Annotated in this window: 20 protein-coding genes; 9 read left to right on the top strand and 11 right to left on the bottom strand. The window is 63.0% G+C overall.

The annotated features are described in order from the left end of the window. Nucleotides 1–43 precede the first annotated feature (43 nt). On the top strand, nt 44–1,156 hold the full coding sequence (gene leuB / locus AC0L3P_RS34135) for a 3-isopropylmalate dehydrogenase (protein WP_473308655.1): 1,113 nt from the start codon (nt 44–46) through the stop codon (nt 1,154–1,156). Between the two features lie 146 nt (nt 1,157–1,302). On the opposite strand, the gene AC0L3P_RS34130 is transcribed toward leuB, so the two are convergent. Then, nucleotides 1,303–1,689 (bottom strand): hypothetical protein, encoded by a 387-nt coding sequence (locus AC0L3P_RS34130; protein ID WP_199198455.1) that lies wholly within the window; start codon nt 1,687–1,689, stop codon nt 1,303–1,305. Nucleotides 1,690–1,845: 156 nt separating this feature from the next. Continuing rightward, nucleotides 1,846–2,634 carry a hypothetical protein gene (locus AC0L3P_RS34125; RefSeq protein WP_473308654.1) on the bottom strand — a complete coding sequence of 263 codons (789 nt, stop codon included), beginning with the start codon at nt 2,632–2,634 and terminating at the stop codon, nt 1,846–1,848. A gap of 116 nt (nt 2,635–2,750) precedes the next feature. Here AC0L3P_RS34125 and AC0L3P_RS34120 point away from each other — a divergent pair, with 116 nt between their 5' ends. Beyond that, complete coding sequence (locus AC0L3P_RS34120) at nt 2,751–3,785, top strand: aspartate-semialdehyde dehydrogenase (RefSeq protein WP_275174609.1); 1,035 nt, start codon at nt 2,751–2,753, stop codon at nt 3,783–3,785. A gap of 126 nt (nt 3,786–3,911) precedes the next feature. On the opposite strand, the gene AC0L3P_RS34115 is transcribed toward AC0L3P_RS34120, so the two are convergent. Continuing rightward, a complete protein-coding gene (locus tag AC0L3P_RS34115; RefSeq protein WP_275174610.1) occupies nt 3,912–4,556 on the bottom strand; it encodes a carbonic anhydrase in 645 nt (214 codons plus the stop codon). A 110-nt stretch (nt 4,557–4,666) separates the two neighbouring features. On the opposite strand from AC0L3P_RS34115, the gene AC0L3P_RS34110 reads away from it, so the two are divergent. Further along, nucleotides 4,667–5,548 carry an HpcH/HpaI aldolase/citrate lyase family protein gene (locus AC0L3P_RS34110; protein ID WP_473308653.1) on the top strand — a complete coding sequence of 294 codons (882 nt, stop codon included), beginning with the start codon at nt 4,667–4,669 and terminating at the stop codon, nt 5,546–5,548. Nucleotides 5,549–5,602: 54 nt separating this feature from the next. Here AC0L3P_RS34110 and AC0L3P_RS34105 read toward each other — a convergent pair whose 3' ends face one another. Then, the gene (locus AC0L3P_RS34105) at nt 5,603–6,574 is read right to left on the bottom strand and encodes a helix-turn-helix transcriptional regulator (RefSeq protein WP_473308652.1); all 972 of its coding nucleotides are present in this window, start codon (nt 6,572–6,574) and stop codon (nt 5,603–5,605) included. Between the two features lie 501 nt (nt 6,575–7,075). Here AC0L3P_RS34105 and AC0L3P_RS34100 point away from each other — a divergent pair. Beyond that, nucleotides 7,076–8,752 (top strand): methyl-accepting chemotaxis protein, encoded by a 1,677-nt coding sequence (locus tag AC0L3P_RS34100; RefSeq protein ID WP_473308651.1) that lies wholly within the window; start codon nt 7,076–7,078, stop codon nt 8,750–8,752. A 182-nt stretch (nt 8,753–8,934) separates the two neighbouring features. On the opposite strand, the gene AC0L3P_RS34095 is transcribed toward AC0L3P_RS34100, so the two are convergent. Next, a complete protein-coding gene (locus AC0L3P_RS34095; protein WP_473308650.1) occupies nt 8,935–9,690 on the bottom strand; it encodes an SDR family NAD(P)-dependent oxidoreductase in 756 nt (251 codons plus the stop codon). A 191-nt stretch (nt 9,691–9,881) separates the two neighbouring features. On the opposite strand from AC0L3P_RS34095, the gene AC0L3P_RS34090 reads away from it, so the two are divergent. Both AC0L3P_RS34090 and AC0L3P_RS34085 read left to right on the top strand, forming a co-directional pair. Beyond that, nucleotides 9,882–10,775 carry an AraC family transcriptional regulator gene (locus AC0L3P_RS34090; RefSeq protein WP_473308649.1) on the top strand — a complete coding sequence of 298 codons (894 nt, stop codon included), beginning with the start codon at nt 9,882–9,884 and terminating at the stop codon, nt 10,773–10,775. Between the two features lie 11 nt (nt 10,776–10,786). Next, nucleotides 10,787–11,560: an N-acyl homoserine lactonase family protein gene (locus AC0L3P_RS34085; protein ID WP_473308648.1), complete on the top strand. Its 774-nt coding sequence runs from the start codon at nt 10,787–10,789 to the stop codon at nt 11,558–11,560. A gap of 7 nt (nt 11,561–11,567) precedes the next feature. Here AC0L3P_RS34085 and AC0L3P_RS34080 read toward each other — a convergent pair whose 3' ends face one another. From AC0L3P_RS34080 to AC0L3P_RS34065, 4 genes are all read right to left on the bottom strand, one after another. After that, the gene (locus tag AC0L3P_RS34080; protein WP_473308647.1) at nt 11,568–11,987 is read right to left on the bottom strand and encodes a hypothetical protein; all 420 of its coding nucleotides are present in this window, start codon (nt 11,985–11,987) and stop codon (nt 11,568–11,570) included. 293 nt (nt 11,988–12,280) lie between these two features. Beyond that, nucleotides 12,281–13,066, bottom strand: a complete 786-nt coding sequence (locus AC0L3P_RS34075; protein ID WP_473308646.1) for a glycosyltransferase family 32 protein — start codon at nt 13,064–13,066, stop codon at nt 12,281–12,283. A gap of 81 nt (nt 13,067–13,147) precedes the next feature. Further along, entirely contained in the window at nt 13,148–13,753 is a 606-nt protein-coding gene (gene leuD, locus AC0L3P_RS34070) for a 3-isopropylmalate dehydratase small subunit (RefSeq protein WP_018459795.1), read from the bottom strand. 106 nt (nt 13,754–13,859) lie between these two features. After that, on the bottom strand, nt 13,860–14,261 hold the full coding sequence (locus AC0L3P_RS34065; RefSeq protein WP_473308645.1) for a metallopeptidase family protein: 402 nt from the start codon (nt 14,259–14,261) through the stop codon (nt 13,860–13,862). A gap of 155 nt (nt 14,262–14,416) precedes the next feature. On the opposite strand from AC0L3P_RS34065, the gene AC0L3P_RS34060 reads away from it, so the two are divergent. The 3 genes from AC0L3P_RS34060 to AC0L3P_RS34050 all read left to right on the top strand — a co-directional run bounded on the left by AC0L3P_RS34060 (nt 14,417) and on the right by AC0L3P_RS34050 (nt 15,728). Continuing rightward, the gene (locus AC0L3P_RS34060; RefSeq protein WP_473308665.1) at nt 14,417–14,698 is read left to right on the top strand and encodes a hypothetical protein; all 282 of its coding nucleotides are present in this window, start codon (nt 14,417–14,419) and stop codon (nt 14,696–14,698) included. Nucleotides 14,699–14,739: 41 nt separating this feature from the next. Further along, a complete protein-coding gene (locus tag AC0L3P_RS34055; protein WP_473308644.1) occupies nt 14,740–15,000 on the top strand; it encodes a hypothetical protein in 261 nt (86 codons plus the stop codon). A 152-nt stretch (nt 15,001–15,152) separates the two neighbouring features. Further along, a complete protein-coding gene (locus AC0L3P_RS34050) occupies nt 15,153–15,728 on the top strand; it encodes a hypothetical protein (protein WP_473308643.1) in 576 nt (191 codons plus the stop codon). A 54-nt stretch (nt 15,729–15,782) separates the two neighbouring features. On the opposite strand, the gene AC0L3P_RS34045 is transcribed toward AC0L3P_RS34050, so the two are convergent. Then, nucleotides 15,783–15,992, bottom strand: coding sequence for a hypothetical protein (locus tag AC0L3P_RS34045; protein WP_473308642.1), 210 nt, complete (start codon nt 15,990–15,992; stop codon nt 15,783–15,785). Between the two features lie 108 nt (nt 15,993–16,100). Continuing rightward, entirely contained in the window at nt 16,101–16,511 is a 411-nt protein-coding gene (locus tag AC0L3P_RS34040; RefSeq protein ID WP_473308641.1) for a hypothetical protein, read from the bottom strand. Nucleotides 16,512–16,543 lie beyond the last annotated feature (32 nt).

The raw sequence follows: 16,543 nt of genomic DNA, 5'->3' as shown, positions 1-16,543 counted from the left end.
TGGCCGGCTATGCCGGCCATGACGAAACGGAGGAAGAACGACCATGGCGACCCACAAACTGCTGCTGCTTCCCGGCGACGGTATCGGCCCCGAGGTGATGGGCGAGGTGAAGCGGCTGATCGACTGGCTCAATTCGGCGGGAATCGCCAAGTTCGAGACCGACACCGGCCTCGTCGGCGGTTCGGCCTATGACGCGCACAAGGTGTCGATCTCGGAAGGCGACATGGTAAAGGCCAAGGACGCCGACGCGATCATCTTCGGCGCGGTCGGCGGCCCGAAATGGGACGCGGTGCCCTACGAGGTGCGCCCCGAAGCCGGCCTGCTCCGTCTGCGCAAGGACCTCGGTCTGTTCGCCAACCTCCGTCCTGCCGTGTGCTACCCGGCGCTGGCGGAGGCCTCGAGCCTGAAGCGCGAGGCGGTCGAGGGCCTCGACATCATGATCGTGCGCGAGCTCACCGGCGGCGTCTATTTCGGCGAGCCCAAGACCATCACAGATCTCGGCAACGGCCAGAAGCGCGCCATCGATACCCAGGTCTACGACACCTATGAAATCGAGCGCATCGGCCGCGTCGCCTTCGAGCTTGCGAAGAAGCGCAAGAACAAGGTGACGTCGATGGAGAAGCGCAACGTCATGAAATCGGGCGTGCTCTGGAACGAGGTCATGACCCAGGTCCACAAGCGCGAATATCCCGACGTCACGCTCGAGCATCAGCTCGCCGATTCCGGCGGCATGATGCTGGTGAAATGGCCGAAGCAGTTCGACGTCATCGTCACCGACAATCTGTTCGGCGACATGCTGTCCGACATCGCGGCGATGCTGACGGGATCGCTCGGCATGCTGCCCTCGGCCTCGCTCGGCGAGGTCGACGTCAAGAGCAAGAAGCGCAAGGCGCTGTACGAGCCCGTGCACGGTTCGGCGCCTGATATCGCAGGCCAGGGCCTCGCCAATCCGATCGCGATGATCTCGTCCTTCGGCATGGCGCTGCGTTACTCCTTCGACATGGGCGCGCTCGCCGACAAGGTCGACGCCGCAATCGCCGCCGTGCTGGCCAGCGGCCTGCGCACCGCCGACATCAAGTCGGAAGGCACCACTGCCGCCTCGACCACGCAGATGGGCGAAGCGATCCTGAAGGAACTGCAGAAGCTGCACGCCTAGAGTCGTAGCCCGGATGGAGCGAAGCGAAATCCGGGTTCTTGCCGCGTTGAAAATCCCGGATTGCGCTTCGCTCCATCCGGGCTACACGACAAACAAAAATGGCCGGGCTTGCGCCCGGCCATTTTGATTCGGTCGATATGTCCGCTTCAGTACAGCGGGAAATTCTGCGGATAGCCGCCGACATCCTGCGGCGTGCTCAGCGGCTGGCGATCGATCGGGCGGTTGAGATTTTCGCGCGCGAAGGTCGGATAGCCCACCGCCGGCGGGAAGGCGTAGTCGGAGAACTTGCGGTCGCCCGGATTGACCTCGGTGCCGCCGTCGAGCCAGGAGCGCTTGCTCACATAGATGCGGGTGCGGCCCTGCTGATAGGTCGCGTTGGGGCCGCTCGGACCGTAATAGGGACGGCCGTTGTCATAGCGCTGCTTCTTGGTATCGGCCGAGGCGGGTGTCGCGAAGGCTGAGGACATGGCAATCACGGCGCCGGCCGCAAGCCACATCGCCAGTTTGTTCGCGGCAGAGAAATTCGAGCTCATCACGTCCCCTTCAGGCGGCAAGCCGCCAATTAATTTCACCCTCATACTAACCCGGCCGGGGCGGCTGCAACTAGGTCTATTGGGTCACACCAGCGCTGAATAATCGTGCGCGCCGGCAAAAGTTGCATGGATACAGCCACTTGAGCTTGATGCCGGTCAAAGCGCGCCGCGCAATTGCGCATTGGCGGCGCCGAGCAGCCAGTCCGACGATCCCGGCGGTGCGCAGGGACGGCGCTTCAGCTCCGCATGGGCGAACAATTCGGCCAGCTTCGGCTCGTTGCCCGAGGTCAGCAGCGTCAGCCGGTTCAGCGTGCAGGCGATCGCCGCGCGCCGGGCGGGCAGGCTGTCGCCCTGGCAGGAGAATCCGGAGATCTGGAGCGCCGGCTCCTCGCTGCGCTTGAGATAGCCGAGGCAGGCCCGCGTGCCCTCCGCGGTGCCGATCGGCCGGAACAGGGCGACGGGGCCGAACTTCGTGTCGATCAGGCCGGCTTGCTCCAGCGGGTTCGCGGTGCCCAGGCCCATCCGGACGGCCAGGTCCATTGTTGCCGGACGCGCCACGTCGAATTCGCCGCCTTCCCGGTAAATCTCGAGCTCGGCCACGGCCTCGTCCGCCTTGCTCGCCCAGCGCATCACGTCCCTGCGGCCGCCTTCGGGGTGCCTGAGGATGGCGTAAGAGGCTGTTTTTTCTGACGAATCGAGCCGGCTGAGGGCGAAGGCCGGAGGCGACCGGTCGGCCACGCTCCAGCCCGGCTTCAGCGCCGGCTCGTCAACGCGCAAGTTTGGCAGCTGGCCGAGTGCCGCAAGGCCGAGGATGGCAAACAGCACCAAAGCCCCCACATAGGCGAACAGGCGTGCCAGCGTGCCGACGACCTCGTCGGCGAAGGCTGCAAGCGCCAGATGGATCTGGGTGGGGTTTGCGGCCGTGCTGGCCTCGGGCGACTGCATCCACGTCCCTAAGGCATGGTCCAACGTTGTCTTGAGGCCGGTTCTCGCATAGAAGCGCTGCTCTTCCTGTTTAAGCCTGAGCTTCAGGAAAGAGCTTTTTCGTCGGAGAGTGAACGATGGGTTACAAAGTCGCAGTCGTCGGCGCGACCGGCAATGTCGGACGGGAAATGCTCAACATTTTGGATGAGCGCAAATTCCCCGCGGACGAGGTGGTGGCCTTGGCGTCACGTCGCAGCATGGGCGTCGAAGTCTCCTACGGCGACCGCACGCTGAAGGTCAAAGCGCTCGAGCATTACGACTTCTCCGACGTCGACATCTGCCTGATGTCGGCCGGCGGCGAGGTGTCGAAGGAATGGTCGCCGAAGATCGGCGCCGCCGGCACGGTCGTGATCGACAATTCCTCGGCCTGGCGCATGGATCCGGACGTGCCGTTGATCGTGCCGGAAGTGAATGCGGACGCGACCGCCGGCTTCAAGAAGAAGAACATCATCGCCAACCCGAACTGCTCGACCGCGCAGCTCGTGGTCGCGCTCAAGCCGCTGCATGACAAGGCGACGATCAAGCGTGTCGTGGTCTCGACCTATCAATCGGTGTCGGGCGCCGGCAAGGATGCGATGGACGAATTGTTCTCGCAGACCAAGGCCGTCTACACCAACCAGGAGCTGGTCAATAACAAGTTTCCCGCGCGCATCGCCTTCAACGTCATTCCCCAGATCGACGTCTTCATGGAGGACGGCTACACCAAGGAAGAGTGGAAGATGATGGCGGAGACCAAGAAGATTCTTGATCCCAAGATCAAGCTCTCCGCGACCTGCGTGCGCGTGCCTGTCTTCGTCGGCCATTCCGAGGCCGTCAACATCGAGTTCGAGAATCCGATCAGCGTGGACGAAGCGCGCGACATCCTGCGCAAGGCGCCGGGCTGCCTCGTCATCGACAAGCATGAGCCTGGCGGCTACGCCACACCGTATGAAGCCGCCGGCGAGGACGCCACCTATATCAGCCGCATCCGCGAGGACGCGACGGTGGAGAACGGCCTCGTGCTGTGGTGCGTGTCGGACAATCTACGCAAGGGCGCCGCGCTCAACGCGATCCAGATCGCGGAAGTCCTGATCAACCGCAAGCTGATCAGCGCGAAGAAGAAGGCGGCGTAACTCCGCTGCCGTAGGATGGGCAAAGGCGCGAAGCGCCGTGCCCACCCTCTCTCCACGATCGCGATAGAAGTGGTGGGCACGCTACGCTTTGCCCACCCTACGAATTCAAGCCGAGTCGAGACAGGCCTACGCCACGCTTCGCGCGTTCCTGAATTCCTTCGCGTCCTTGTCCAGCACGAACAGCGATCCCTCCGCGACGCCGAAATAGGCGCCGTGGGTCTGCATCTGGCCGCTCTCGACCGCCTTCTGCACGAACGGGAAGGTCATCAGGTTTTCCAGGCTGCGGAACACCGCGGCCTTTTCGATGCGCTCGACGAATTGCGCCATGGTCTCGTGGTCGCGCTGCTCGACCACCTCGCCCGGCTTGATGAACATCTGCATCCATTTGCCGATGAAGTCGCCCGGCGTGAGCGGCTCGATCTTGTCGACAAAGGCGCGGATGCCGCCGCACTGCGCGTGCCCGAGCACCACGATGTGCTTCACCTTCAGCACCGTCACGGCATATTCCAGCGCCGCCGAGACGCCATGCGCGTTGCCGTCGGGTTGGTACACCGGCACCAGATTGGCGATGTTGCGGACCACGAAGAGTTCGCCCGGCCCGACGTCGAAGATCACTTCGGGCGAGACGCGGCTATCGCAGCAGCCGATCACCATCACTTCAGGGAACTGCCCCTTCACCGACAGCTCGCGGTAGCGGGTCTGCTCGGTCGGCAGCCGCTGGGTGGCGAAGGCCTTGTAGCCTTCCAGCAAATGCTCTGGGAATGTGGTCATGGCCTATGCCTAATCATATACCGCTGGGGCGAACAAGCCTTTCGAATAGGCAGGCCAGATGCTATCCGCTTCGGTCGGAAGTGAGACGAGGAAACGGAAGGAACGCTTGCATGACCCGCCCGCGCCGCAGCCATCTGTTCATGCCCGGCTCCAACCCCCGCGCGCTGGAAAAGGCGCGTAATCTCGCCGCCGACGGCCTGATCCTTGATCTGGAAGATTCCGTCGCGCCCGATGCCAAGGCCGTGGCGCGCGACGGCATCGCCGCCGCGATCGCCGCCAAAGGGTTCGGCAAGCGCGAGATCCTGATCCGGACCAACGGTCTCGACACGCCGTGGTGGGCCGACGATGTCGCGATGGCGGCGAAGGCCTCGCCGGACGGCATCCTGGTTCCAAAGGTTTCAAGCGTGGAGGACCTCGACACGATCGGTCGCCGCCTCGCCGAACTCGGCGCGGCGCCGACCGTGAAGGTCTGGGCCATGATCGAGACCGCACGCGCGGTGCTGCATGCCGAAGAGCTGGCGGCCGCGGGGCGCGATCCCGCGCGGCGCCTGTCAGGCTTCGTGTTCGGCCCGAACGACATCTCGCGCGAGACGCGCATCAAGATGCTGCCCGGCCGCGCCGCGATGATCCCGATGATCACCCATTGCATCCTGGCAACGCGCGCCCATGGCCTCGAAATCCTCGACGGCCCCTACAGCGACATCGCCAACTCCGACGGTTTCGCCACCGAATGCGCGCAAGGCCGCGATCTCGGTTTTGACGGCAAGACGCTGATCCATCCCGCGCAGATCGAAGCCTGCAACGCGATCTTCACCCCGCCCGAAGAGGAAGTCGCGCGCGCCCGAAAGATCATCGCCGCGTTCGAATTGCCGGAGAACGTCTCGCGCGGCGCGATCCGTCTCGACGGCGCCATGGTGGAGCGCCTGCACGCCGACATGGCGCGGCGCACGATCGAGATCGCGGATGCGATTGCGGCGATGGGCAAGGGTTGAGGTTCGCCGCTTGCGACAGCGCTTTGCTGCGAATTCAGGAGCTGCGTCGTCGCGTCACTGCCTTCGTCTCGCATTCTTTAAGGTTTCGGATGGCAGCTCACCGACCGCTCGCCGATATTCCGATGCAAAGCGCCCAAGATTCTGGAAGCCACATTTGAACGCGACGGCAACTACGCTGGTCTGCTCATCGGGATGGCGCAAGAGCTCCGTCGCCCGCTGCAGCCGGAAGCGCCGCGCGAACTGACCCGGTGATCCCCGCCCCGCCAGGGAGAATTCCCGATAAATCGTCCGCACGCTGACGTTGGCGATTGCGGCCATCTTCTCCAGATCGATTGGTTCGTCCCAATGAGCCTCGATGTAGGATTCGACGATGTCGATGACGGATCGGTTGGCGGCCGGTGCCGGGCCCTGAAACCGGTCAGTGAAATTGTGCCGGTGCGCCAGAAGGATTCGAACCATCAGCGCCCGCTCAAGTTCGCCGATGGCTATGGGGGAGTAATCCTGGCCGAACCTGTCCAACTCCTCCGCGAATCTAAAGACGTCCTGACGAACATGAGTCATCACCGACGGATCAGCTTCGCCCGGGGCGAAACGCAGCTCCGTGTCGCTATCATCGCCCAGGATTGTCTTGAGCAACCGCTCGAGTGCGCCGGCATCGATCCTCAGCACCAATTGGCGATAGCCCGGCGCAAACTCGAGATCCAGCCTGGCGTCTCCGGAGATGATCGGACTGAAGGCCTCAATCAGCTCTCTGCTCCCATTGGTCCTGAAGCTCGCAGCTCCCTGGATGGAGAAGAACTGGCGGAGAATCTGCGATTCTGGAAAGGAGAGCGACGCCGCACCGTCGTAGCCGCAGAACGCGAGGCCGATCGATTGCAAGCGAGCAAAATTGGCGTGGATACCGAACTCGCCGCCGTGCTTGTCGAAGCGGTCGGCGCCATATTCGGCGAACAGGCGGTCGCGCGCGAACTCGCTGTCGCGCGACTGAAGCAAAGGATACCGGTCGAGATAAGAGACGCCGCCCAAATCAGAATTCCTCCCCGCAGAGACTAGCGTATCGCCTCCCCGGCGCTGCCAATGCGAGACTGAATGAAAGGGCTGTCGGACGTGACTGGATCACTCGAGGAGGCATGAACGCGCTCATGTCGGCTGCGACCAATTGTCCGATCCCCATACGCATACCTGATCCTCGGGACCACGGACTCGTGATCGATCGTTGCCGGCCGCATTGCCGACTATCGAGAACGATCTTTAGGCCTTTCTTCGCAATTCAAAGCCGATGGCCTGTTCGGCGAGTCAGCAAAGGTCGGGAAGTTTCTGTCCGGCTAATCGCGTTGGCGGAATCCGGCCATTGTGTCTTCGATCGGACAAATACTCTGATAATTCGATTCGTATAGCTCGTTCATGTGCTGGGTCGCAGAGCCGACGAACGGTCGGTCCTCGTGAGATTCCGAGCGAGATCATGAATTCTGCGATCGCTTGCAAGCCCACGCGCTGCAAACGGGCCATCAATTTCGGAGCGATGAAATGTTCGGTCGTAAATCCCGTGTCGATGCACAAGCTCAGATTGAGGCAATCGGCCGGTCGCAAGCCATGATCGAATTCAATCTTGATGGGACGATCATCACGGCTAACAAGAATTTTCTCTACGCCCTCGGCTACTCCCTCGACGAGATCAAGGGAAAGAAGCATGCCATGTTCGTTCCCGCCGACCAGCGCGATAGCGCCGAGTACAAGGCGTTCTGGGCCGCATTGAACCATGGCGAGTATCAGGCGCGCGAGGTCAAGCGCATCGCGAAGGGCGGCCGCGAGGTCTGGATCGAAGCGTCCTACAATCCGGTGCTCGACGGCAACGGCAAGACGGTGAGGGTCGCCAAGATTGCGACCGACATCACCGGGAAGAAGATCCGCAGCATGGCGGACGCTTCCAAGATCGCCGGCATCAGCCGTGCGCAGGCCGTGATCGAGTTCACACTCGATGGCACCATTGTCACCGCGAACGAGAATTTCTGCAACGCGCTTGGCTATTCGCTCGCAGAGATCCAGGGCAAGCATCACAGCCTGTTCGTGCCCCAGAGCGAGCGCGACGGCGCGGCCTATCGCGAGTTCTGGGCCAAGCTCAACCGGGGCGAATACCAGGCTGGCGAGTTCAAGCGCATCGGCAAGGGCGGCCGCGAGGTCTGGATCCTCGCCTACTACAATCCATTGCTCGACGAGAATGGCAAGCCGTTCGGCGTCGTCAAGTTCGCCACCGACGTCACTGCCGAGAAGCTGAAGACCGCCGATCTCGCCGGTCAGATCGCGGCGATCGAGAAGGCGCAGGCGGTGATCGAGTTTAACATGGACGGCTCGATCATCACCGCGAATGCCAACTTCCTGAGCGCGCTCGGGTACTCGTTGGCCGAGATCAAGGGCAAGCATCACGGCATGTTTGTCGAGCCGTCGGAGCGCGATAGCAATGGCTATCGCGAGTTCTGGGCGGCGCTCAACCGCGGTCAGTACCAGGCGGCCGAATACAAGCGCATCGGCAAGGGCGGCAAAGAGGTCTACATCCAGGCCTCGTACAACCCGATCATGGATCTCAACGGCAAGCCGTTCAAGGTCGTGAAATATGCGACCGACGTCACGAAGCAGGTGCTGGTCCGCATGGGCAACGAGCGCGTCCGCGGTATGATGGAATCGGTCGCCGCCGGATCGGAGGAGCTGAACGCGTCGGTGCGGGAGATCTCCGAGGCCATGACCAAATCGCGCGAGACCGCGATGAGCGCGGTGGAGCAGGTCGCGTCCGCCGACGCCCAGGCGCAGCGCCTCACTGAAGCGGCGCTGGCGATGAGCGGGATCGTCGAGCTCATCAACAACATCACCGGGCAGATCAACCTCCTGGCACTTAACGCGACCATCGAATCCGCCCGCGCCGGCGAAGCCGGTCGCGGCTTCGCGGTGGTCGCCTCGGAAGTCAAGAGCCTCGCCAACCAGGCCAAGCAGGCGACCGACAAGATCGGTGCCGAGATCGGCAGCCTCAACGGCATCTCCGGCGACGTCGTCACCGCCTTGGCTTCGATCAAAACGGCTATCAACAACGTCAGCGAATATGTGACGTCGACGGCCGCGGCAATCGAAGAGCAAAGCACGGTGACGAACGAGATGTCGACCAGCATGCAGCGCGCGGCAGCGGAAGCCGCCGCGATGGCCGCTGGTGCATGATCTTCGCGCAGACCGCGTTGACGGTCTGCTACGGGATTTGCAAGGCCGGCATGGTCGGCACGATCGAGCGAGTCCAATGTCGACGCATCGGCGCAGTAGCCGTGCGGGAATCAAAAGGCGATGCTGCGGGCCGCAGCGGCGCGCCGGGGACGCGCCCGCTTCTTAGCCCAATCGCGCCTCGCTTAGATCGTCTGGCCGCCGGACACCTCGATCCGCTGCGCCGTGACCCAACGATTGTCGGGACCGAGCAGGCTCGCGACCATCGGTCCGATATCGTCGGGCAAACCGACGCGGCCCAGTGCGGTCATCTGCGCAAATTGGTTGTTCAAATCCGGCATGTCCCGAACCGCGCCGCCGAGAAAATCGGTTTCGATCGCGCCCGGCGCAACGACGTTGGCCGTGATGCCGCGTCCACCAAATTCCTTGGCCATGTAGACGGTCAGAACCTCGATGGCGCCCTTCGCAGCCGCGTAGGCGGAAAATCCCGGAAACGAGACGCGCGTCAGCCCGCTGGAGAAGTTGATGATCCGGCCCTGGTCGGCGAGCAAGGGTAGCAAGGCCTGCGTCAGGAAGAATGGTCCTTTGACGTGCGTGGCGAACAGGGCGTCGAATTGTTGCTCCGTCGTCTCTGCGATTGCAGCCATCTCGCCCTGGCCGGCATTGTTGACGAGGTGATCGAATCTCTCGGCGCGCCAATGCTCCGCCAACGCGGATCGAACTTTTGTGACGAACGCGGGAAAGCTCGACACGGCAGTGACGTCAAGCTCCAGCGCGACGGCCTTGCGCCCCAGCGATTCAATCTCGGCGACGACCTCGCGTGCTGCGGCGGCCCCGCTGCGATAGGTCAAGATCACATCGCCGCCGTGACGTGCGACGGCGATGGCGGTGTTGCGGCCAAGGCCGCGGCTGGCGCCGGTGACGAGAGAAATGGTGGGCATCGGAAATTCCTCGAAGCGTTGCGGTGATCTCCGTTTGCCTACGATCGACCCCCCGGTGTTGCCGGATCCTCGGAGTGTCTTGCCCAACAGTCCGGGATCCGGCGACGGCGGACTTGCCCAAAACTCCTGATTTTCTGCCTGAACGGCCGGTGCCGATTGCTTGGGCGCCGGGCTCGGCCTAAAATTGGCGCGTGACCGAAACGCTGCTCCAGATCGCCAGTCGTTATTCCGCGGCTCACGCCGACGACAAGGGCATCGCCTCCACGCCCTTCGCCGGCGTCTCGATCATCCGCGAGGCCGCGCCGAGTGCGCTCCTGTACGCAATCTCCAGGCCTCTGGTCGCACTGGTCTTGCAAGGCGCCAAACGTGTGGCGACCGGCCGGACGTCCTTCGACTTCGGTGCAGGCGATTCCTTGTTGATTGCGAGTGATGTGCCGACGGTCAGCCAGATCACGCGCGCGACGGCGGCCACGCCCTATCTTTCGCTCGTCGTCGAGCTCGACCCCACAATCATCGAGGGGCTGGTGGTCGAGATGGGTTCGCTCCCGTTCATTCCGTCCCGGCCGCTGCGGGTCGAGCCGACAGAGCAGGAACTCGCGGACGCAGCGCTCCGGCTGCTGCGCCTGATCGACCGTCCCTCGGCCTTGCCGATCTTGCGCGGCCAGCTGATGCGAGAGCTGCATTATTGGCTGTTGGCCGGCCGCCACGGTGGAGCCATCAGGGCGCTCGGAATTGCCGATAGCCATGCACAGCGGATCGGCCGCGCGGTTGCGCTCATTCGTGCCGGCTATGCCAAGCCGTTGCGCGTCGATCGATTGGCCAAGGCCGCGGCGATGAGCCCGTCGGCATTTCACGCGCACTTCCGGAGCGTCACTTCGCTGACCCCGCTACAGTTTCAGAAACAGCTTCGCCTGATCGAAGCCCGCCGCGCGATGCTGGCCGACGGTGCGCAGATCGCGACCGCGGCTCATCAGGTCGGCTACGAAAGCATCACGCAGTTCACGCGAGAATATTCCCGGCTGTTCGGCATGCCGCCTGGACGCGACATGCGCGAGGCGAAGCGGCGGATTGAATCGGCGGCTTGATGAGTTCCCCAATGGCGACGGTTGACAGACTCTACATCCTCGACGGCGGCATTGCGCAGGTCTCGGACGGTTCGATCTATTCTCCCGGCATCAATGTCGGCGTCCCCATGACGTTGAGCTGCAATGCCTATCTCGTCAGTCATCGTGCCGAATGGCTGATCTGGGATACGGGAATCGAGGATGCGCTATCGAAGCATCCGGAAGGACGCATCATCGCGCATGGCATACGCGGCGTCGTGCGTCGTCCCATCGCGGACCAATTGGACGAAATCGGGGTGCGGCCCCGCGACATCAGCACGATCCTGCTTTCGCACGCGCATTTCGATCATATCGGAAACGTCAATCTGTTCGAGAATGCAAGATGGATCGCGCAGCGGGCTGAATTCGAGGCCATGTTCGGACCGGACCCTGAAGAATTCGGCTATTCGCTACAGCACTACAAATCGTTGAAGGAGCGGCCTTACGAGATCGTCGATGGTGACCACGACGTATTCGGCGACGGCGCTGTGCGCATGATCTTCACGCCGGGCCATACTCTCGGGCATTGCTCGCTGATGGTGAGGCTACCGCGGCGCGGCGCCGTGCTGCTGAGCGGCGACGTCGCGCACAATCGCGAGAACCTCCGGCACATGCGCGTGCCGTCCTTCAATGCCGACCCGCAGGCAACGGTCGCGTCCATGGCCAAAGTGGTCGAGCTGCTTCGCTCCGAGAATGCCGAGATCTGGATCAATCACGATGCGGCTGAGAGCGACGAGCTGCCTCACGCGCCAGACTGGATCGTGTAAGCGCGCGTCACCGCGGCACGATCGCGGCACGATCGAGCGATTCCAGCGTCGAGGCATTGGCGCAGAAGCCGTGGTAGTTCTCCACGGCGGTGCCGTCGGCCAGCTCGCGATCGCACTGGCCCTTGTGGCTGCAAAGTGCGCACACCCGCTCCATGTCGCGCAGCAGCAGCGGATGCGCGCGGCCGAGCCCTTCGGCGCTGATGCCGAGCTGCTCGAGCATCTTCGGCAGCTCGTCGGCGGAGTGCTTGCCGTGACGGACCAGCTCCTCCAGATCGTCAGGCGCGATCCGCAAGTCTTGCGCGATCCGGTCGAAATCGGCCCGGTCGAGCTGCCGGATCTCGTTCAGCTCGCGGCGATGCTTCAGCCAGCTTGCAAAGGACTCGATGAGGTCCTGGACAATGGGATAAGGCCTGGTTGCGGTGCTCATGCGAAGCTCCATTCGAACGGCGGAATTGGAGCAAGACTAGGCACAATGGTGCAGGTGCGCGTTGCGCTGGATCAAATTGGAATCCTGTGTCCCGGATGCGCTGCAGCGTGTGGGCGACGGGTGCAACGTGATCGCCTGTCAGGCGCAAATCCTTCCACATCGTCATGGCCGGGCTTGACCCGGCCATCCACGCCTTACCGGGTAGCGCGAAGAACGTGGATGCCCGGGACAAGTCCGGGCATGACGACCTTTTACGAAGTTTCTATGCGGTTTCCCCAGGGCACAGGGGAGAGTTACCCAAACCGCTCCGCCGCCCACGCATACAGGCTGCCCGGGATCGGCTTCTCGCCGCCGCGGCCCTTGGGCGAGATGTGCAGGCCGATGATGTCGCGGTCGGTGACGAGGCCGAGATAGCTCGAGGGATCGAAGAACAGCTTTGGCTCGGCATGCACGGCGTAGAACGATTGCTTCGGCAGTGCGTTTTGCAGCTCGCCGGTCCGGCGCGCGAGCGCGGTGAGTGCCGCCGGCCCGAAGATCGCGACGCGGATGTCGGAGAGGCGGTTCGAGCCGCCGCGCAGGCGGCGCATCGCAAACGTGACGCGATGGCGCAACGACAGCCAGTTCGGCGTCAGCTCCTCCTGCTCCATCAGCTCTTCGAAGGCGGCAACGATGCCGTGTTCGGGCGGAAGGTAAATCACGGAGTTGCCGAGCTGGCGCGGCCGCTCCCACGCGAAGTAGGACTTTGCCGGATCGATCTCGACCGGCCTGAGCAGCAGCACGTCTGCATCGAGCCAGAGGCCGAGGCCCTTCGCCATCAGCTTCATGCGGAAGAAGTCGCTGAACTGAAGCGTGGTCCAGTCGCGCCAGCTGCCGTCCGGCTGCGGCGGTCGCAATCGTTCGGAGAACGCATGCGGCAGGATCGCCTCGGCATCCGCATTCGCGATGCCTGCGGGCAGGCCGGGAATGGTGTCGAAGCTGTAGACCGTGACCTTGTGGCCGGCAGCCAGCTGCGAGCGCAGACAGGTCCGGCGCAGGGCATCCATTGGGCCGTGCCAGAAGGTGACGATGTCAGGCAACATGGGCGCAAGCTATAGAGGACAACGCTGGCAAAGAAAAAGCCCCGGCGCTGTCAGCACCGGGGCTCGAAACTCAGATCAACCTCAGGCCCAGGCGCGTTCGCGCTTGAGCTTGTCCTCATAGGTGTCGATCGAGGCCTTCTTCTCCATCGTCAGGCCGATGTCGTCGAGGCCGTTGATCAGGCAGTGCTTGCGGAACGGGTCGATCTCGAACTTGACCTTGCCGCCGTCGGGACCGCGGATCTCCTGGTTCGGCAGGTCGATCGTCAGCGTCGCGTTGGCGCCGCGCTCGGCGTCGTCGAACAGCTTGTCGAGGTCTTCCTGGGCAACGCGGATCGGCAGAATGCCGTTCTTGAAGCAGTTGTTGTAGAAGATGTCGCCGAACGAGGTCGAGATCACGCAGCGGATGCCGAAGTCGAGCAGCGCCCAGGGCGCGTGCTCGCGGCTCGAGCCGCAGCCGAAATTGTCGCCAGCGACCAGCACCTTCGCATTGCGATAGGCGGGTTGGTTCAGCACGAAATCCGGATTCTCGCTGCCGTCGTCCTTGTAGCGCTGCTCGGAGAAGAGCCCCTTGCCAAGGCCGGTGCGCTTGATGGTTTTGAGGTACTGCTTCGGAATGATCATGTCGGTGTCGACATTGATGATCTTCAGCGGCGCCGCGACGCCTTCCAGCGTGGTGAACTTGTCCATGGTTGCGCTTTCCCGGGATGGTCTAGGGAACCGGTATTTATCGCGATCGGGGCCGAAATCCTAGGCCGAATTCGGCAGATCTCGTCTGTCTAACGGGCCTCTCTGCTCAACCCGGCTCTTGAGCCTCGATCGCGGCCATATCGTCGTCCGAGAGGCCGAAATGATGGCCGATCTCGTGGATCAGGACGTGGCGGACGATATGGCCGAGGCTTTCGTCGTGCTCGGCCCAGTAATCCAGGATCGACCGGCGGTAGAGCCAGACCATGTTGGGCAGCCGCGCCACGTCGGCAAAACTCTGCTGCGGCAGGCCGACGCCCTGGAACAGGCCGAGCAGGTCGAACTCGCTCTCGCATGCCATCTCGTCCAGGACCTCCTCGGTGGGGAAGTCGTCGACGCGGATGATCACGCCCTCGCATAGCCTACGAAACTCCGCCGGCAGGCGTTCGAACACTTCGTGCGCCATCGCTTCCATCTCGGCCAGCGAGGGCGCTTTCAATTCCGTCCACATGGGCCTCTCATAGCGTGGGTTTCGCAGCGATGCATCCGGCTTTATAAGCGCGGCGAGGTTGACGGGCGCCGTCAAAACGGGGAGCGTAGGGGCTCGAAGTGGACGTTCAAATGGGCGGAAAAATGCGAGCGAAAACAGCGCTGACGCTACTGTGCATGGGGTTGTTTTCGCAGTTTTGCGTTGGCGCGGCGGCCCAGACCGCGGCTCCCGGGATCAGGCTGGCCCAAGCGGCCTCGCGAGACGATCTGCCGCCGCCGCGCAAGCGGCCCCCGGCGCGCCTGCGCGTCACGCCCTATTACAGTCCGGACGGCGTCTATCCCCGCTACAACCCCGGTCCCGATGCGGTCCGCGAGTGCAACGCCACCTATGTGCAGGAGTATCGCCCCAGCGGCACGGTGATCGTGCCGCATATGAGCTGCTACTGGCGCCGGGGCTGATACGAGCGCGATGCCGTCGCGCGCCTGAGGCGGAGGTCGTCATGACGAGATGGTTCACATTGGCGGTTGCCGTCGGGCTTGCCGCAGGCCTGCCTCACGCGTCCGCTGCGCACAGGGTGACGAAGCTGCCCGATGCGTCGGCCGGGCGCGCGGTGTTCGACGGGCGCCGACATGTGCGGTCCGACGTCGTGCGATACGCTCCGCGTCCTGATCCGCATTACTACGCCCGGCCTGTCTACTACCGCCCTTATCCTTACGGCGTGCCCGCACCGTTCGTGCTGGGCTTCGGGCCCTGGTGGTGACATCGCGACACGACACCGGGCTCCTCGTTCATTCATGAGGCATTCACGTCGCTGTCCCTAATTTAATCTTGGGAGCGACCGCCAATGAACAGGGATGACGCGCGCCGGGAGCGAGCGTCGCAACTCCGCTGTCCAGATTCAGGGAGAAGTCCATGCTGAGAATATTGGGTCTCAGGGCAAGCCCGATGCGCTTGCTCGGGATTGCGGCCGCCGCGACGCTGATGCTGTCGGCCGGGACCACGCGTCCTGCTGAAGCCATGACTCCAATCAATCCGACGGCGTTGCCGGCGGCAAAGGCCGCAAGCGACGACATGATCCCGGTTCGCCACGGTGGCGGCGGCGGACACGGCGGCGGCGGTCATGGCGGCGGCTTCCATGGCGGCGGCGGCTTCCATGGTGGAGGCGGACATATCGGTGGCTTCCGCGGCGGTGGTTTCCACGGTGGTGGTTTCCACGGCGGCGGCTTCCGCGGTGGTGGCTTCCGCGCCGCGCCCGCCTTTCATGGCGGCGGTTATCGCTACGGCGGAATTCACCGTTACGGCGGCTATCACCGCTATGGCGGCTATCGCCCCGCCTATTACGGCCATCGCCATTTCCACCGGCGCTACTATGGCGGCTACTATCCCTATTACAGCCATCCGCGCCGCTGCCGGGTCATCTGGACCTATTACGGCCCGCGCCGCGTCTGCCGCTGGCATCGCTGGCACCATCCGTATCGCTATTGGTAAGCACGATCGAAATGAAAAGGGCGCCTCGACGGCGCCCTTTGTTCATCCGGTGGCTTAAAGCCAATCCTTCAGTTTCCACGTCGCCGACGTCCAGCGTGTGAGGTTCTCCAGCTTCCACTGCTTGAACATCGCCGGCGGCCAGCGGCTGAGCTTTGATGTCTCCTCGACCTCGGGCCTGGCCACCATCCGCAGCGGTGCCGCGCGCCGCCGATGCTGGGGCGTCGCCGCGCTGATCAGATCGACATATTCAGGCTTGCTGGCCATGAGCTCGTGTCCTCGCGAAGGGGCTTCGCGAAAGCCAGTCTGACGCTTGCTGGCTAACGGGCCGTTTCCATGATTGATCGAGATTGAGAAGTTGGATGGGGTGGACCTCTAGTTTGGCGGATTGGACAGCAGCCAAGTCCTTTTCGACGCAGACCAGCCAAGCCAGTACGTACCGCCGCCTTCTAGCGATACACGTTGGTTCTGAGTTCCGTCATGGTAGACTACGATGATGGCACCATCACAAGTCGAGCATGAAACCTCTGTTGTTCCTTGAACGTCAATTGATTGAGACAGCCACGCAGATCGCCCATCCCAATAAGAAAAACTTAGCCTCTGATCCCCCTTGTTCACGATACGAATGTTGTTTTTTGGCAGCGGCGATTTTTGCACGGGAAGCATTTGAAAGTCCTGCGGAGGACCGATTGGCTGGCGCGGGACAACCCGTTCGTCGGCGGTTGCCGCTATGCTTATCGTCAGACCGATGACCAGAAATATCCAACCAAATCTATCGCGCGACATTGGCGATCTCACCTGTATCCGAATTAGAAATT

This window comes from Bradyrhizobium sp. WSM4874 (assembly GCF_055811835.1).
Note: the sequence above shows the minus strand (reverse complement) of the source record. Positions and strands in the feature narration are given on the sequence as shown.

Coding starts and splice junctions, on each gene's coding strand:
- AC0L3P_RS34060 (WP_473308665.1), top strand. CDS start 14,417: ATGGGGTTGTTTTCGCAGTTTTGCGTTGGCGCGGCGGCCCAGACCGCG.
- AC0L3P_RS34050 (WP_473308643.1), top strand. CDS start 15,153: ATGCTGAGAATATTGGGTCTCAGGGCAAGCCCGATGCGCTTGCTCGGG.
- AC0L3P_RS34125 (WP_473308654.1), bottom strand. CDS start 2,634: ATGCAGTCGCCCGAGGCCAGCACGGCCGCAAACCCCACCCAGATCCAT.
- AC0L3P_RS34095 (WP_473308650.1), bottom strand. CDS start 9,690: ATGCCCACCATTTCTCTCGTCACCGGCGCCAGCCGCGGCCTTGGCCGC.
- AC0L3P_RS34080 (WP_473308647.1), bottom strand. CDS start 11,987: ATGAGCACCGCAACCAGGCCTTATCCCATTGTCCAGGACCTCATCGAG.
- AC0L3P_RS34110 (WP_473308653.1), top strand. CDS start 4,667: ATGACCCGCCCGCGCCGCAGCCATCTGTTCATGCCCGGCTCCAACCCC.
- AC0L3P_RS34065 (WP_473308645.1), bottom strand. CDS start 14,261: ATGTGGACGGAATTGAAAGCGCCCTCGCTGGCCGAGATGGAAGCGATG.
- AC0L3P_RS34100 (WP_473308651.1), top strand. CDS start 7,076: ATGTTCGGTCGTAAATCCCGTGTCGATGCACAAGCTCAGATTGAGGCA.
- leuD (WP_018459795.1), bottom strand. CDS start 13,753: ATGGACAAGTTCACCACGCTGGAAGGCGTCGCGGCGCCGCTGAAGATC.
- AC0L3P_RS34120 (WP_275174609.1), top strand. CDS start 2,751: ATGGGTTACAAAGTCGCAGTCGTCGGCGCGACCGGCAATGTCGGACGG.
- AC0L3P_RS34115 (WP_275174610.1), bottom strand. CDS start 4,556: ATGACCACATTCCCAGAGCATTTGCTGGAAGGCTACAAGGCCTTCGCC.
- AC0L3P_RS34075 (WP_473308646.1), bottom strand. CDS start 13,066: ATGTTGCCTGACATCGTCACCTTCTGGCACGGCCCAATGGATGCCCTG.
- AC0L3P_RS34130 (WP_199198455.1), bottom strand. CDS start 1,689: ATGAGCTCGAATTTCTCTGCCGCGAACAAACTGGCGATGTGGCTTGCG.
- AC0L3P_RS34055 (WP_473308644.1), top strand. CDS start 14,740: ATGACGAGATGGTTCACATTGGCGGTTGCCGTCGGGCTTGCCGCAGGC.
- AC0L3P_RS34045 (WP_473308642.1), bottom strand. CDS start 15,992: ATGGCCAGCAAGCCTGAATATGTCGATCTGATCAGCGCGGCGACGCCC.
- AC0L3P_RS34085 (WP_473308648.1), top strand. CDS start 10,787: ATGGCGACGGTTGACAGACTCTACATCCTCGACGGCGGCATTGCGCAG.
- leuB (WP_473308655.1), top strand. CDS start 44: ATGGCGACCCACAAACTGCTGCTGCTTCCCGGCGACGGTATCGGCCCC.
- AC0L3P_RS34040 (WP_473308641.1), bottom strand. CDS start 16,511: ATGTCGCGCGATAGATTTGGTTGGATATTTCTGGTCATCGGTCTGACG.